Source organism: Marinobacter sp. PE14 (genome assembly GCF_053566155.1).
Genome location: NZ_JBQXNY010000004.1, coordinates 151,221 through 165,832 on the forward strand (window position 1 = coordinate 151,221; position 14,612 = coordinate 165,832).

The 14,612-nt window shown below is 57.6% G+C and carries 13 protein-coding genes and 1 tRNA gene; 6 read left to right on the forward strand and 8 right to left on the reverse strand.

Translation table 11 applies throughout. The annotated features are described in order from the left end of the window. Nucleotides 1-229: 229 nt before the first annotated feature. Nucleotides 230-1,249, forward strand: a complete 1,020-nt coding sequence (locus ACWJ62_RS14230) for a quinone-dependent dihydroorotate dehydrogenase (RefSeq protein ID WP_449286779.1) — start codon at nucleotides 230-232, stop codon at nucleotides 1,247-1,249. 172 nt (nucleotides 1,250-1,421) lie between these two features. Here ACWJ62_RS14230 and rmf read toward each other — a convergent pair whose 3' ends face one another. Continuing rightward, a complete protein-coding gene (gene rmf / locus ACWJ62_RS14235; protein ID WP_008172042.1) occupies nucleotides 1,422-1,634 on the reverse strand; it encodes a ribosome modulation factor in 213 nt (70 codons plus the stop codon). Nucleotides 1,635-1,953: 319 nt separating this feature from the next. Between rmf and rlmKL the strand changes: the two genes are divergently transcribed. Further along, a complete protein-coding gene (rlmKL, locus tag ACWJ62_RS14240; RefSeq protein ID WP_449286780.1) occupies nucleotides 1,954-4,128 on the forward strand; it encodes a bifunctional 23S rRNA (guanine(2069)-N(7))-methyltransferase RlmK/23S rRNA (guanine(2445)-N(2))-methyltransferase RlmL in 2,175 nt (724 codons plus the stop codon). Nucleotides 4,129-4,178: 50 nt separating this feature from the next. Here the strand turns inward: rlmKL and ACWJ62_RS14245 are convergent, their stop codons facing one another. Together ACWJ62_RS14245 and ACWJ62_RS14250 are read right to left on the reverse strand one after the other, a co-directional pair. Beyond that, on the reverse strand, nucleotides 4,179-4,787 hold the full coding sequence (locus tag ACWJ62_RS14245) for an outer membrane beta-barrel protein (RefSeq protein WP_449286781.1): 609 nt from the start codon (nucleotides 4,785-4,787) through the stop codon (nucleotides 4,179-4,181). Between the two features lie 107 nt (nucleotides 4,788-4,894). Beyond that, nucleotides 4,895-5,380, reverse strand: coding sequence for a hypothetical protein (locus ACWJ62_RS14250; protein ID WP_449286782.1), 486 nt, complete (start codon nucleotides 5,378-5,380; stop codon nucleotides 4,895-4,897). Nucleotides 5,381-5,501: 121 nt separating this feature from the next. Here ACWJ62_RS14250 and ACWJ62_RS14255 point away from each other — a divergent pair, with 121 nt between their 5' ends. Continuing rightward, nucleotides 5,502-6,791, forward strand: a complete 1,290-nt coding sequence (locus ACWJ62_RS14255; RefSeq protein WP_449286783.1) for a M18 family aminopeptidase — start codon at nucleotides 5,502-5,504, stop codon at nucleotides 6,789-6,791. 56 nt (nucleotides 6,792-6,847) lie between these two features. Here ACWJ62_RS14255 and ACWJ62_RS14260 read toward each other — a convergent pair. Continuing rightward, nucleotides 6,848-6,923: transfer RNA gene (locus ACWJ62_RS14260), tRNA-Asn, on the reverse strand. Between the two features lie 72 nt (nucleotides 6,924-6,995). Between ACWJ62_RS14260 and ACWJ62_RS14265 the strand changes: the two genes are divergently transcribed. Beyond that, the gene (locus tag ACWJ62_RS14265) at nucleotides 6,996-7,961 is read left to right on the forward strand and encodes a YheT family hydrolase (RefSeq protein WP_449286784.1); all 966 of its coding nucleotides are present in this window, start codon (nucleotides 6,996-6,998) and stop codon (nucleotides 7,959-7,961) included. Nucleotides 7,962-7,968: 7 nt separating this feature from the next. Here the strand turns inward: ACWJ62_RS14265 and ACWJ62_RS14270 are convergent, their stop codons facing one another. After that, a complete protein-coding gene (locus tag ACWJ62_RS14270; protein WP_449286785.1) occupies nucleotides 7,969-8,598 on the reverse strand; it encodes an arylesterase in 630 nt (209 codons plus the stop codon). Between the two features lie 62 nt (nucleotides 8,599-8,660). On the opposite strand from ACWJ62_RS14270, the gene ACWJ62_RS14275 reads away from it, so the two are divergent. Together ACWJ62_RS14275 and ACWJ62_RS14280 are read left to right on the forward strand one after the other, a co-directional pair. Continuing rightward, complete coding sequence (locus ACWJ62_RS14275; RefSeq protein WP_449287093.1) at nucleotides 8,661-9,380, forward strand: ABC transporter ATP-binding protein; 720 nt, start codon at nucleotides 8,661-8,663, stop codon at nucleotides 9,378-9,380. Further along, complete coding sequence (locus ACWJ62_RS14280; protein ID WP_449286786.1) at nucleotides 9,380-11,866, forward strand: ABC transporter permease; 2,487 nt, start codon at nucleotides 9,380-9,382, stop codon at nucleotides 11,864-11,866. The genes ACWJ62_RS14275 and ACWJ62_RS14280 overlap by 1 nt, the downstream gene beginning before the upstream one ends. 12 nt (nucleotides 11,867-11,878) lie before the next feature. Here the strand turns inward: ACWJ62_RS14280 and ACWJ62_RS14285 are convergent, their stop codons facing one another. The 3 genes from ACWJ62_RS14285 to ACWJ62_RS14295 all read right to left on the reverse strand — a co-directional run bounded on the left by ACWJ62_RS14285 (nucleotide 11,879) and on the right by ACWJ62_RS14295 (nucleotide 14,562). Beyond that, nucleotides 11,879-12,661: a substrate-binding periplasmic protein gene (locus tag ACWJ62_RS14285; protein ID WP_449286787.1), complete on the reverse strand. Its 783-nt coding sequence runs from the start codon at nucleotides 12,659-12,661 to the stop codon at nucleotides 11,879-11,881. 168 nt (nucleotides 12,662-12,829) lie between these two features. Continuing rightward, nucleotides 12,830-14,017 carry an iron-containing alcohol dehydrogenase gene (locus ACWJ62_RS14290; RefSeq protein WP_014576813.1) on the reverse strand — a complete coding sequence of 396 codons (1,188 nt, stop codon included), beginning with the start codon at nucleotides 14,015-14,017 and terminating at the stop codon, nucleotides 12,830-12,832. Continuing rightward, a complete protein-coding gene (locus ACWJ62_RS14295; protein WP_008172020.1) occupies nucleotides 14,017-14,562 on the reverse strand; it encodes a hypothetical protein in 546 nt (181 codons plus the stop codon). The genes ACWJ62_RS14290 and ACWJ62_RS14295 overlap by 1 nt, the downstream gene beginning before the upstream one ends. Nucleotides 14,563-14,612 lie beyond the last annotated feature (50 nt).

Here is a 14,612-nt window from a genome sequence, read left to right on the forward strand (position 1 = left end):
TAAACATAAAAATAACTGGTTAAAAAATGATCAATTTGTAGATTGGCGCAGTTATCAAGGGATGACAACCGTTGCCCCGCGATTTTCAACAGGTTTATCCACAGATTCCGTGGAAAAGGTCATGAGAGTGCCATGATACAGTCATTTACAGCTGATTTGGTTCTATCCCGGGATGCTGTGGAAAACTTCCGGTATACTCCGCCCACTTGGATCAGGGGAGTTTTTTCAGATGTACGGCGTTATCCGCAATCTGCTTTTCCGCCTTCCAGCGGAGCAGGCTCACAATGTTGCGTTGAATGGTCTCGATCTTGCGCACCGATTGGGCGTTTTGAACGCTTTTGCACCAAAGATAGATTCATTGCCAGTGAATGTTATGGGACTGGATTTTCCGAATCCCGTCGGGCTTGCTGCGGGTCTGGATAAGAACGCCGATCACCTCGATGCGCTTGGCGCCCTGGGCTTCGGGTTTATTGAAGTCGGTACCGTGACGCCTCTGGCTCAGCCGGGCAACCCCAAGCCACGGATGTTCCGGCTGCCGGAGCATCAGGCCATCATTAACCGGATGGGTTTCAACAACGAGGGGCTGAACCACTTGCTGGCCCGTGTGGATCAGCGCCGATACAAGGGCGTGCTTGGAATCAATGTTGGCAAAAACAAGGACACGCCCAACGACCAGTCCGAGTCCGATTACCGGAAGGGGATATCGGCAGTATACAGTCGGGCCGATTACATAACGGTGAATGTGTCCTCGCCCAACACGCCCGGCCTTCGGGATTTGCAGTTTGGTGACTCCCTGAAGGGCCTCCTGGAGGCCATCAAGGACGAACAGCTCCAGTGCGAGAAGGAGTATGGCCGGTACGTGCCTGTGGCGGTGAAGATCGCCCCGGACATGGATGATGATGGTATCCGCTTCGTGGCATCCGCCCTGCGTGAGACGGGGCTTGATGGCGTGATTGCCACAAATACAACGATCAGTCGGGATGCCGTGGCAGGCCATACCCATGCCAATGAAGCTGGTGGCCTCAGCGGTGCACCGGTGAGGGAGGCTTCGCTCAGGGTCATCCGAGGGCTTTATGCGGAGCTGGGGGACTCACTACCGATTATTGGTGTCGGCGGCATTATGGACGGTGAAAGTGCGGCCGAGAAAGTCCGCGCCGGTGCCAGGCTGGTCCAGATCTACACCGGCTTCATTTATCGGGGGCCTGAACTGATTAAAGAGGCTGTTGAGGCAATCCGGCAGGTCAAGTAATTTATGGCGCCCCATAACGAAGGTGGGCCCGCTTAGCGGGCCCGAGCGGGGAATGAACCCCGTGGCGCTTCATCGCATGGTACGGGGCGGGAGGCCCCGTTTGGGTTGCTCTGAGTACTGCGTCAAATTGTGTGTAAAAAGATCAGATTAAGAATCGGGGTTAGTTAAGGCGTCACGCTGTCGTAACGTTAGCCAGTTTATGGATGCCGGATACGCCGGTCATGCCCTCCCATTGATCTGTGCGGCCTTCTCGCCACCCGTTCAGCCATTCCTGGCGAACTTCCGCCTGTTCAATCGGGCAGCTGTCTTTGGATTTTCCGGACACGCCAGCGAGATAACCCCGCTTGAATGCACGAGCGTACATGTCTCTTTTCTGTCTTTTCATGCCGTTCCTCACTGATGGATTAACAGAACAAGCGTGTACACATCTGCAGTGGCTGCGACCAGTGTTATCCGCTCCGGGATAACCCACTATTGTCAGCTCAAGCCAGAGCAGTCAGGATCCTGTTAACGGAAGGTTTACACCCTTCCGGAACGACGCGTCACCTACAAGGTAAGTCGAACCTTTAGCGGATGTACACTAATTATTTAATCTATGTGACGCTTTTTTTATAGTTATGTGAACTAAGAATTTTGCTGCGATTTTCGGAATAGCCCTTATTTCGGAAACTTACCTCAAGCTGTCCAGGAACCAGGAGTTGAACTTGTCCAAATCTGTATTTTTCGTAACCTGCCCGAAGGGGGTGGAATACCTACTGGCGGACGAGCTCAGCACCTTTGGTCTGGATACCGTGCGCAATGCCCCAGCCGGGGTCTGGGTTGAAGGTTCCCTGGAGGGCGGTTATCGCGCCTGTCTATGGTCGCGTCTGGCCAACCGGGTGATCCTTCACATTGACGAAGTGGATGCCAACAGCGGCGATCAGCTCTATGACGGCGTTGTCCACATGGACTGGCAACAGCACATTCCTGTGCACGGCAGTTTCCGCGTTACGTTCCTTGGTCAGAACGAGGCCATCCGCAACACGCAATATGGCGCTCAAAGGGTCAAGGACGGCATTGTGGACCGGTTTCAGGCCAATGGCGGACCGCGGCCTTCAGTGGATGCCAAAAACCCGGATGTCATTGTCTCCGCCCGACTCAATCGTGGCCGTTTGTCCCTGGGCATTGATCTGAGCGGGCACAGCCTGCACATGCGCGGCTATCGCACGGATCAAGGCATGGCACCCCTGAAGGAAAACCTGGCTGCGGCATTGCTGATGCGCGCGGGCTGGCCGGAGATTGTCGCGGCCGGCGGCGACTTCGTGGACCCGATGTGTGGTTCAGGCACCCTGGTGGTTGAAGCTGCCATGATGGCCCTGGACATGGCGCCCGGGCGCAAGCAGGAACGGTTCGGCTTCGAGAAATGGCCGGGCCATCAGCCGGAGCTCTGGTTATCGCTGCGCCAGGAGGCGGAGCGTCGAGCCCACGAGGGCAAACAGGGGCGGATCCCGAGAATGGCTGGCTTTGACCAGGACAGCCGGGTCATCGGGACCGCCTGGAAAAACATTCAGAGGGCAGGCCTGGAGAATGTTTTGCACGTTGAGGTCCGCGCGGTCGATGCCCTGGAACTGGAGGGCGAGTGGTCTGATCAGGGACTGGTGCTGACCAATCCCCCGTATGGCGAGCGGTTGAGTGAGCGCAGGGAGCTGGGTGCCCTGTATCAGGCCCTGGGCGATGCGGTGAAACGCACGGTCCCGGGCTGGCGCCTCGGCGTGTTTACCGGGGCTCCGGAATTCGGTAAGTCCATCGGTTTGAGAAGCTACAAGCAATACCGGCTTTTCAACGGCAAGCTGCCCGCTCAGTTGTTGCTGTTCGAGATCAATGAAGTGAGCGCCATGACACCGAGGGCCCCGGATATTCCCGGTGAGGTCACCCCTCGGATTGCCAATGAGGAGCGTGCGGCCATGTTGCGCAATCGCCTCAAGAAGAACGTGAAGAGCATTGGACAGTGGGCAAGAAAGCAGGGCATTGGTTGCTACCGCCTTTACGATGCCGACATGCCGGAGTTTGCGCTGGCGATCGATATCTATGAAGGGCGGGTACACGTGCAGGAGTATGCGGCCCCGAAATCGGTGGATGAGCGCTCTGCTCGAGAACGTCTGGCGGAGGCCCTTGCAGTCATTCCCGAGGCACTGGGAGTCGAGCGTGAGGACATGGTGTGCAAGCAACGCCAGCGGCAGACCGGCACCAATCAGTATGAGAAGCAGGCAGCCAGTGGCGAGTTTTTCAGGGTTCACGAACACGGCTGCGTGTTGAAGGTGAACCTCAAGGATTATCTGGACACTGGTCTGTTTCTGGATCATCGACCGGTGCGGCACTGGATTCAGCAGCACTCGGCAAACCAGCGATTCCTGAACCTGTTCTGCTATACCGGCGCGGCCACTGTGCACGCCGTGGTTGGAGGCGCCAGCCGTTCACTCAGTCTGGATATGTCAAAGACCTACGTCGGTTGGGCCGAGGAAAACCTTGCGCTGAACGGAGCCGATCCCAAGAAGCATCGGGTGGAGCAGGCAGACTGCCTGACCTGGCTGGCAGACCGGAAAACGGCGGACCAACGGTTTGACCTGATCTTCATGGATCCGCCGACCTTCTCGAATTCCGCTCGCATGGCCGGTGTTCTGGATATTCAGAAGGATCATCCGACGATGGTCAGGCAGGCCATGGCGCGGTTGAGCTCCGACGGACTGTTGATCTTTTCCAACAACTTCCGCCGGTTCAAGCTGGACGAGACGCTGGAAAGTGAATTTGAAGTTGCCGAGGTCACCCGGGATACCCTAGACAAGGATTTTCAGCGCAACGCAAGGATCCACCGGTGCTGGCACATTCGCCACAAGGCGTAACGGGTATCGAATAGTAGGTTGGATTAGCGAAGCGTAATCCGACCTACATCCTAGAACTCGTAGCGCACGCCGCCGGAAAACTGGAAGGTGTTCACATCCGTTCCCGTGTCTTCGAAAAGCTTTCCGCCTTCGAAGACCAGAAACGTATCGTCCATCACTTCGAAATCAATCCCTGCAATCCAGCTGATGGAGAAGCCGCTGTCCGGAAACTCGCCTTCTAGATCCAGGTAGGGGGTGTTGCGATCATTTGCGGGATCGCTGATCTCGCCCTCGCCGTGGATATAAGAAAAGCCGAACTGGCCGTAGAGGTTTGCATAGTCGGTGATCGGGTAGTGCAGGCCCATGTACCAGCTGGCGTAGTAGTCAACGCTCAGCGTCAGGTCACTGTCTGGTACCTCGGCGTCTTTGAAGCCACCACCGGCCCGCAGCTCGGCGTGAAACAGATCGGTTATGTGGCCACCCACCACCAGTGTTCCGCCTGTGCCCCAGGCGGTTTCGTTGGTGTTTTCACCGATGGTGCGGTGGTTATAGGTGGTTGCCAGCAGCCCGATATAGTGTTTGTCGGCCCTTGGCGTTTCCTGCGCCAGGGCGGCCTGGGATGCGAGGAGCAGGGCAGGGACAAGCGGACAGAGGAGGGGCGTTCGCACAACCTTGTTCATTGTTATAGGGCTTCCTGACGTGGGCGAATACGGGCTGATTCTGCCTCGTGTAACCGTTTGTTACGTCGACCCGTGTCACACTTCCCCCTGTCAATTCCTGCGGTTTCTCAATCCTCGTCGAACAGGCCTTCTTCCCGCGCCATCAGCAGCAGTGCGTAGACGCCATTTTCAGGCAACTGGGGTTCCAGGCTTTCCTCGAACAGGAGCCGGCGGCGGCGGTCTTCCAGGGTCTCGCTGTCCAGGCCGGTTATCAGCTCACTGATGGGTGCGATTTCGAATGGGGCCTCCTGTGCCACGGCCGTGAAGATGAGGTCTACCAGAATCTCGTCCGGATCGAGGCCGTCCACGAAAACGGTCTGGTCTGGCAGGTCCTGGTGCAGTTCGCGGGCCAGCTCGATCAGGGGCACGCCCTGTTCTTCAAGGTAGAGGAGGTCGACATCACCCAGATCGCCGTCTTCCGGGAGCCAGTCGTCGGAAGGGGCGATCACCACAGTTTTCATTCGGCCGTCTTCCAGCGACCAGGCCATGGCGGTGGGAAAAAGCGCATCGTCTGTCTGGCAGTATTCAATGTCGAGAAATCTCGGTGCAGGCACGTTGGGCTCCCGGTGATGGTTGATTTGTGACCCGGTTATAGGGAATGTCCGTTGACCCAGTATGAGGCTTTACGGCTTCATGCCATACTGTTGGCGCAATTATCTTTTAATCAGGGACATCATGGAACACGCTGAATTTAACAAAGATTTATTGAAGTTTCTGAACACTTCCCCTACACCCTGGCATGCGGTCGACACCATGAAACAACGGCTGAGTGCGGCCGGGTTTCAGGAGCTGGATGAGCGGGAAGACTGGTCGCTGGTAAGCAACCAGGGCTATTACGTTGTCCGCAACGGCTCCTCAATCGTCGCCTTCCGAACCGGCAGCAAAGATGTCACCACCTCGGGAATCCGAATGGTGGGTGCTCATACCGACAGCCCCTGCCTGAAGGTCAAGCCGAACCCGGAGCTTCGCCGCAAGGGCTTTTTCCAATTGGGTGTCGAGGTGTACGGCGGTGTGCTGCTGAATCCCTGGTTTGACCGGGATCTTTCCCTCGCGGGTCGGGTGACGGTGCTGGACGAAGACGGCAAGGTACGGGACACCCTGGTGGATTTCCGTAAGCCTGTCGCATTCATTCCGAGCCTGGCAATCCATCTTGATCGAGAAGCCAACAGCAATCGCACGGTTAACCCACAGACCGATCTGCCACCGGTTCTGATGCAGGTTCCTGAGAGCGATACCACCAGCTTCGTGGATCTTCTGTCCCAGCAAGTCAAGGCAGAGACCGGGCTCACTGTCCGCAAGGTCCTGGCTTACGAGCTCAGTTTCTACGATGCCCGTGAAGCCTCCTTTGTCGGATTGCGTGATGATTTCATCGCCTCGGCTCGCCTGGACAACCTGCTGAGTTGTTACATTGGCCTCCAGTCGCTGTTGAAAACCTCCGGCGACGAAGCCGCGTTGCTGGTCTGCAACGATCACGAGGAAGTTGGCAGTATGTCTGCCGAAGGTGCACAAGGGCCGTTCCTGACAGCGGTTCTGGACCGCTGGGTCGGCGCTGGCAAGGCTCGTGCTATTGCCAACTCGATGATGGTTTCGGCGGACAATGCCCATGGCATTCACCCGAATTACATGGATAAACATGATGAGAATCATGGCCCGATCCTCAATCAGGGGCCGGTAATCAAGGTCAACCACAACCAGCGGTACGCCACCAACAGTCGCTCGGCAGCAGTTTATCGGCACATCAGTGATGAGCTGGGGTTGCCCCACCAGACCTTTGTGGTTCGCAGCGATATGGGCTGTGGCAGCACCATCGGGCCCCTGACGGCGGGGAACCTGGGTGTAACCACGCTGGATATTGGCGTGCCCCAGTTCGGGATGCACTCCATTCGAGAGCTGATTGGCACCGAGGATGGTTTCACGTTGTTCCGTGTGCTGACCGAATTCATGCAGCGCGAACAAATTTTCTGAGGTCGGAAACGAAAAATGCCGCTGTTTCATAAGAAACAGCGGCATTTCGGAATAAGTGGCTCCCCGAGCTGGGCTCGAACCAGCGACAAACGGATTAACAGTCCGTTGCTCTACCAACTGAGCTATCGGGGAACAGCATCAAGTGGCGCGCATATTAAGCGCTTTGGTTTACGGGGTCAACCCCCTGATATGAAAGGCTAAAAATTGTACGAAAGCAGGACTCTTCACTACCGGCCGCCGCCGTGGTTGCGCAACGGCCACGTTCAGTCTGTCTGGCCCACGCTGTTTCGCAAAGTCCCGATGGTAGAACCCGAGCCGGAAGTGATCGCCACACCGGATGATGACGAACTGCACCTGGACTGGTACCGGCAGGGCAGTGGCCGCCTGGCCATCGTGTCTCACGGTCTGGAAGGTCATAGCAGGCGTCCCTACGTGCTCGGTTTAACTCGCGCCCTGCTTCGGGAAGGCTGGGATGTTCTGGCCTGGAACTTCCGCTCTTGCGGCGGGGTTATGAATCGGCAACCCAGGTTCTATCACAGCGGCGCCACCGAGGATCTCGGCCTGGTCGTCAATCACGGTTTGTCAGGTGCCTATGACACCCTGTTTCTTTCCGGGTTCAGCATGGGGGGCAATCTGACGCTGCTCTATCTGGGCGAGCAGGGCGAGCGGGTCGATAGCCGGATCTGCGGAGCCGTTGCCTATTCGGTTCCCTGCGACCTGGCTGGCAGCGCCGATATGCTGGCGTTGCCCAGCAGGAAGATCTACATGCAGCGCTTTCTCCGGGATCTGAAGGTGAAAATGGAGGAAAAGGCGGAAAAGTTTCCGGATCTGATTGATATTTCAGGGTTTGATGCCATTCGCAGCTTTCACGAGTTTGATGACCGCTACACCGCGCCTCTGCACGGTTTCCGCAGTGCCCAGGATTACTGGGCCCAGTGTTCAGCATTGGGGCGGATGCGAGATATCCGCGTGCCGGCGCTGATGGTGAATGCCGCCGACGATCCGTTTCTTTCGGCTCGCTGTTTCCCGGAATCCCGGCGGGAGCTGGGCGCTCATGTGCGCCTCGAAGCTCCTCGTTGGGGCGGCCACGTCGGGTTTGTCGAGCATTCGAAAGATGGCTTTTACTGGTCAGAGCGCCGTGCGCTGGCATTCCTCCAGGGATTGACCTGAACTCTCTTTATTGCAGGATCGGTTTGAGCACTGGCCAGACGTTTTCCAGCAGTTTGCCCTGGGCTTCCTCGGTAGGGTGAATTCCGTCGTCCTGCATCAGCCCGGCCTGGTTGTAGATGCCATTCAGGAAAAAGGGAACCAACGCGGTGTCGTATCGGTCAGACAGCTTCGGATAGATTTCGGCAAACATCTCCGTGTAGCGCTGTCCGTAGTTTGGAGGTATCTGCATGCCCACCAGTACGGCGCGAGCACCCGAGGTCTGGACCTTTTCGATCATGGAGGCGAGATTGGATTCGATAACGTTGGGGGGAAAGCCGCGAAGGCCATCGTTGCCACCCAATTCAATGACCACCACGTCGGGCTCGTTCTCCTCAAGGAGATCCGGCAGCCGGCGGGCACCGCCATCCGTGGTTTCTCCGCTGATGCTGGCATTGACCACTTTCCAGTCGTTTAACCCTTTGCTCTCAAGCCGGTTTCTCAGCAGCTGCACCCAGGCAGTTTCGGAGGGCACTCCATAGGCCGCGCTGAGGCTGTCTCCGACGATGAGCAACGTATTCTGACTGGCCACTGCCGGCAGGGCCAGCACGGCAACCACAAGAAAAAGAATTGATCTGACGTACACCAATGCCGTATGCATAGACAACCAATACACCTTTAAGCCGTTTTCGAGACCCAGGATCGGGAGATTCCGTGAATCAGATGACCAATGTTAACCCGGATAGCCAGAGCCCAATGTTACGGGTAAATAACCTGACCCACCGCGTCAGTGTTGAAACCGATACGCTCACGATCTTGCAAGGGGTCACTCTCGAAATCAATCGGGGAGAATCCGTAGCCATTGTCGGGCGGTCCGGTTCTGGTAAAACCACCCTGTTGGGTTTGCTGGCGGGTCTTGATACGCCCAGTGAGGGTACGGTGGAGCTGGACGGCTCGGTGATCAGCAAGCTCAGCGAGGACGAGCGGGCAAAACTTCGCGCACATCGGGTTGGCTTTGTATTCCAGTCTTTTCAGCTTTTGCCGGCGCTGACCGCGCTCGAGAACGTTATGTTGCCCCTGGAACTTGCCGGCATGGCTTCGCCGGAAAAGCGGGCCCGTGAGCTACTGGAACGGGTAGGGCTTGGTGAACGGCTGACCCACACACCCAGACAGCTCTCCGGTGGCGAGCAGCAGCGGGTTGCCATCGCGCGGGCATTTGCGTCTGAGCCGCTGATCCTGTTCGCCGACGAGCCAACGGGTAACCTGGATAACCGCACCGGTCAGGCAGTGTCCGATCTTTTAATGGCGCTGAACCGGGAGCAGGGCACAACGCTGGTGATGGTTACCCACGACGAACACCTGGCGGCTCGCTGCAATCGGCAGTTCCATATTGAAGCCGGCGTTCTGACCGAACCGGAAGCAGCGCAGGAGATGGCGCACTGATGGCTGCTGCAAAAAAGCTCATGTCGGTTCGCCGGGACTGGCGGGAACGGGATGTTCGCGTCGTTCTGGCCGCTCTCATCATCGCCGTTGCCACGGTCGCCACTATTGCCCTGTTTGCCAGTCAGCTTCAACGCACCCTGGTTTCTTCAGCCAGCTCGTTCCTGGCAGCAGATCGCCAGCTTGAGGCAGAAAATGGCCGACCGATTCCGGACGCCTGGCTTCAGGAAGCCTCCGATCAGGGCCTGAAAACCGGTCGGATGGTGGAATTCTCCACCATGGTGTTCGGGGACGATAATTTCCAGTTGGTGTCAGTCAAGGCCGTGAGCAATGAATATCCCCTGCGCGGCGATATCGAAATCCAGCGGGACCCGACAGGTACGCGGGAGCTGGTAAATCAGGGGCCCGGTCCGGGAGAGGTCTGGATCAACCCGCGTTTGCTCAGGCTGCTGGACCTCGAAGTCGGCGAATCGCTGGAAGTCGGTAATCTGAATCTCACCGTGTCCGGCCTGCTCATCCGCGAGCCGGACGGCGGCTTCCGGCTTTCGGCACTGGCCCCCCGCGTGATGATGCATGTGGATGATGTGGCCGCCACCGGGGTCATCCAGGAGGGCAGCCGGGTTGAATACGTCTACTTGTTTGCCGGTGATGAAGCTGCGCTGGAATCTTACTACCAATGGCTGGAACCCAGACTCGAACCCAGTCATGAATGGGCGGGTGTCCGAGATGGCGAGACCTTCTCGCGCTCACTCGAGCGAGCCGAGCGATTCCTGCTGCTGGGCGGCAGTCTCGCGGTCCTGCTTGCAGCCGTGGCCGTGGCTGTGGCGAGTCGGCAGTATGCCCTTTCCCAGCGCGATACCGTGGCGCTTTTGAAAACGCTGGGGCTCAGCGGTGCAGGTATTGGCGGTTTGTACCTCAAGCGCCTCGCGCTCTGGGGTGTAACCGGGATCGTGGGCGGACTGCTGGTCGCCATGCCGCTTTACTGGTTGCTTATTCACATGCTGAGCCAGGTGCTTGAGCGCCCGGTGGAATTTCAGCTCGATCCGTCCGCATTGGTGCCCGCCCTGCTGACGGCACTGGTCTCTTTGTTTGCCTTTGCCTATCCTCCCGTTCGCAGGCTTCGCAATGTTCCGGCGATGCGCGTCCTGCGCAGCCAGCCCGGTGAAACCGGGCGAGAGGCCCTACCGGATATGATCATTGCCATTGTGGCAGTGTTCGGGCTGGTGTGGATGTATGCGGGCGAACTTGCCCTGGTGGTTTCCCTTCTGGGCGGTCTTGCGTTTCTGCTCGGGGCACTCGGCCTGGTGGGTTGGTTGCTGGTGGCAACACTGCGCAAGGTCCGTGGCGGTGGTAACGCCTGGCGTTTGGCCCTGGTGGGGCTGTACCGGCATCGCCGGGCCAGTCTTTCCCAGATCGCCGTATTTGCGATGACGTTGATGCTGGCGGCCACGCTGATATTGGTACGGACTTCTTTGATGGCAGACTGGCAGGCCCAGTTGCCGGATGACGCACCCAATCATTTCCTGATCAATATTGCACCGGAAGCGGTCGAGGACGTGGATGCGTTCTGGCAGGAGCGTGGCCAGCCATTGGACAAGCTTTATCCGATGGTTCGAGGACGTTTGACCGAACTCAATGGTCAGCCGGTCAAGGAGACGGTCAGCAAGGATGAGAATGTTAACGCCCTCAACCGTGAACTGAACCTGACCTGGATGTCGACTTTGCCGGACGACAACGAGATAGTTGAAGGCGCCTGGTTTGGCGAAAACCAGACGGAAGGCGTCTCGGTGGAAGCGGAACTGGCCGGGAAGCTCGGGCTGTCACTGGGTGATGAACTGACATTCACCATTGGCTCGGAAAAGGTGACAGAAGCCGTCACCAGTATTCGGACGGTTCAGTGGGACAGCATGAAGCCCAATTTCTACATGGCGTTCCCGCCGGAGGGCGGTCTCACCGAGATGCCCGCGACCTGGATTACCAGTTTTTACCTGCCTAAGGACAAGAAAGATGCCCTGAACGAATTCTCCCGGCAGTTCCCGACGGTTTCCGTTCTGGAAATTGATCATGTGATCGAGCGAATCCAGGAGATCGTCCGGCAGGTAACCCAGGCGATTGAAGCCATTCTGGCGCTGATCCTTGCCGCCGGGCTTGTGGTGATGGCTGCAGTCGTCAGTGCGACGCTTCAGGATCGACAGCGGGAAGGCGCGCTGCTGCGAACACTTGGCGGGCGACAGAGGCTGTTGGTCCGCAGCACCATGCTCGAATTTGCGTTGCTGGGCGGTTTCGCGGGTGTCCTTGGCGTGGTCGCCGCCGAGGCGGCAGTCTGGGCGCTTCAGTTCAGGATGTTCGAGGGCACGTTCCAGTGGCACTGGCACGTGGTGCTGCCGATTCCAATCGTCAGCGCCGTTATTCTCGCCCTGTTCGGTCGCTGGCAGCTACGGCCGGTGTTGAGTGTATCGCCGATGCTTTTGTTGCGACGCCTCGAGTAGCGCCGGGCGGCTTCAGCGGTAGTTGGCGAGAATGGCATCCAGCTCGCCATTCGCCCTCATCTTCTCCAGTTCTTCGTTGAACTGGTTGGCAAAGGACTGCCAGTCTTTTCGCAGCATCAGCCGGAACCCGTAATTGCTGATGCTTTCGTTGCTGATTTCGAAATGCTGCCGCAGCCCTTCGTTTCTTAGAATCCACTTTCCGACGAGCCGGTCGGCGACCGCGGCGTCGAAACGGTCACCGTGCAGTACGAAGGTGAACATGTCCTTGTCTCTGGAAACATCAAAGCGGCGAATCTGACCTTCCTCGAAGTAGGGCTCAAGCATCGGATATCGGTAGCCGAGGTGGGTGACAATGGTTTTGGCGATCAGATCGTCCGGGCTCTCGTAGTAAAAGCTGGATCGTGCTGGTACAAAAAACACTTCCTCGATGTCGACTACCGCATCGGTAAACAGGAATTTCTCCGGGTCGTCCGCCCACTCCCGGGCCCTTGGCGTGGCATCGATGTACCCATCAAGCAGCATCTGATCTACACGTTTACGGGGGATTTGCTCAGCGATGACCCGGTATCCCAGCCTCTGGGCTACCTCGGATACCACATCCCACATGATTCCTGATGGTTGGCTCTGGTCACCGATGAGATAGGGTGGGTAACCATTGGGCGAAATATTGAAACGGAAAACCTTTTGTTCGCCAGAGACATTCTGTGAGGCAAAAACTGGCGAGGAAAGTGCAGTCAGTACAAGAAGAAGGACGCCGAGAGTGGCATTAACAGGGCGGGGATATCGGTTTTGCATGTGGTGGGGCTCTCTACGGAACAGTACTGTAGGTGGATAATGAACCCGGCTATCATCCCTGCCAGAACTGCTTGATTCTCCTCTCTTGCTTCATCAATTTCAATGATGTGAATTCTATCTTCAAACAGCGAAAACGCCGGGGGCCAGGCAAGGCCCCCGGCGAAACAGTCACGCCCAGGCGCGGCGCAGAACCGAGCGGGCATCCTCCAGCGTTACCTCCTTCGGATTAAACATGATGGAACCATCATCCAACGCCATTTCAGCGATATGGTCCAGCTGTGCCTCGGTCACCTTACCGGTTTCCTTGAGTGTCCGGGGCAGCTGGCAGCGCTTGTACAGAGCATCCCGCAACTTGCGGATCGCGGAAATACTGGCCTCTGCCCGGCGGCTTGCCGGTGTTGCTGCAAAGACTTCGGGGCCCTCGAGATACAGCAACAGTTCACCCAGGGGTTCCCGGATGGTTTCAAGGTTGTACTCAAGCGCATACGGCAGGTAAAGGCTCATGCAAAGGCCGTGGGGCAGGTGACAGACGGCGCCAGTGGCGTGCCCCAGGGCGTGCACCAGACCCACCATGGAGTTTGAGAACGCGATGCCCGCCATAGTCGACGCCTGCGCCAGTTCCAATCGTCCGTCGCTGTCTTTCGGGTTGTCCATGACTTGCAGGAGCGACTGGCTGATTTTTTTGATGGCCGCTGTCGCGTACGCATCACTCAATGGGTTTTTGGCCATGCAGGTGAACGCTTCAGTCGCATGGGTCATGGCGTCCATCGCCGTCGCGGCGGTTATGTGCGGCGGCAGGGTTAGGGTCATGCGAGGGTCAATAATAGCCGCGTTCGGCAGCAGAAACGAAGACGTGAAGGGCAGCTTGACGCCCTTGGCTTCGTCGGTAATGACCGCAACCGACGTAACTTCCGAACCGGTGCCGGCTGTTGTTGGCACTACGAAGAACGGCTTGAGCGGGTGCTTGAGCACGCCGGCACCGCTGTACTTGGCGATATCGTCACCACCCTCGGAAACCAGAATGTTGACGGCCTTGCCGGTATCGATCGCCGAACCGCCGCCTACTGCGATGATGGAGTCGCACTTTTCCTGGCGATAGATGCCGGCAATATCGCGTACCACCGTGGTGGAGGAGTCGGGCGGAACGTCGTCGTAGATGGTGGTTATTTCCAGGCCGCTTTCCTCGCAAGCCGCGATCACGGGCTCCAGAAGGCCTGCGGCCCGCACGCCCTTGTCGGTGACGATCATTGGCCGCTTGGCAGCCATTCCGGTCAGCTCGTATGGAATGTGTTCAAGGGCGGCCTTGCCGGCAATGACTTTTACCGGGCAGAAGAACTCATAGTATTTATTGGTCATCACGCTCTCACTGTCTCGACGAAATTGGTGGCAACTTTCAGGTAAATTCGCGCGGCGCTGATCAGCTTTTCCGGCAGGTGGAGGTCGGCCGGGTATTCCTTCACGGCCCGCTCGGCAACCATTTTCGGCAGGATGAAGGACTCAAGCCGGTTCAGTACCCGCGTCATCCGCACGGCATAGCTGATGTCGCCATCCACCAGCATGCGGTCATTGGCGAAAGCCACTGATGTTTTTTCCTGGAAAGACAGCACCAGGAAAGCGTGGGCGATGTGCTTGAACTGAATCGACAGGTCGATGGGCCGTGGGGCTTTGTCACCGTGGTAACGGAAACGCCCCTGGCCGGTATGCTCGACGATCAGCTTTGAGCCATCCGGCATCACCATCATCTCAAACAGGAAACCGTCAGGCAGTGCCCGGGCTTCGTTCTGAACCTTCTCGTCCACCTCGCTCACAGCCTGCAGGGCTCGCCCCATCACCTGGAACATCAGTTCCACGTAAAGTCGGCGCGCCTGGAAGACCATGGGCTGGATACGTTTCGCTAGCATGTCCGTCATCCAATCGTTGTTGATGTCATCTGATTTTTAGAGTTATTGCT

Coding starts and splice junctions, on each gene's coding strand:
- ACWJ62_RS14230 (WP_449286779.1), top strand. CDS start 230: ATGTACGGCGTTATCCGCAATCTGCTTTTCCGCCTTCCAGCGGAGCAG.
- rmf (WP_008172042.1), bottom strand. CDS start 1,634: ATGAAAAGACAGAAAAGAGACATGTACGCTCGTGCATTCAAGCGGGGT.
- ACWJ62_RS14245 (WP_449286781.1), bottom strand. CDS start 4,787: ATGAACAAGGTTGTGCGAACGCCCCTCCTCTGTCCGCTTGTCCCTGCC.
- ACWJ62_RS14255 (WP_449286783.1), top strand. CDS start 5,502: ATGGAACACGCTGAATTTAACAAAGATTTATTGAAGTTTCTGAACACT.
- ACWJ62_RS14270 (WP_449286785.1), bottom strand. CDS start 8,598: ATGCATACGGCATTGGTGTACGTCAGATCAATTCTTTTTCTTGTGGTT.
- ACWJ62_RS14275 (WP_449287093.1), top strand. CDS start 8,661: ATGACCAATGTTAACCCGGATAGCCAGAGCCCAATGTTACGGGTAAAT.
- ACWJ62_RS14280 (WP_449286786.1), top strand. CDS start 9,380: ATGGCTGCTGCAAAAAAGCTCATGTCGGTTCGCCGGGACTGGCGGGAA.
- ACWJ62_RS14285 (WP_449286787.1), bottom strand. CDS start 12,661: ATGCAAAACCGATATCCCCGCCCTGTTAATGCCACTCTCGGCGTCCTT.
- ACWJ62_RS14290 (WP_014576813.1), bottom strand. CDS start 14,017: ATGACCAATAAATACTATGAGTTCTTCTGCCCGGTAAAAGTCATTGCC.
- ACWJ62_RS14295 (WP_008172020.1), bottom strand. CDS start 14,562: ATGCTAGCGAAACGTATCCAGCCCATGGTCTTCCAGGCGCGCCGACTT.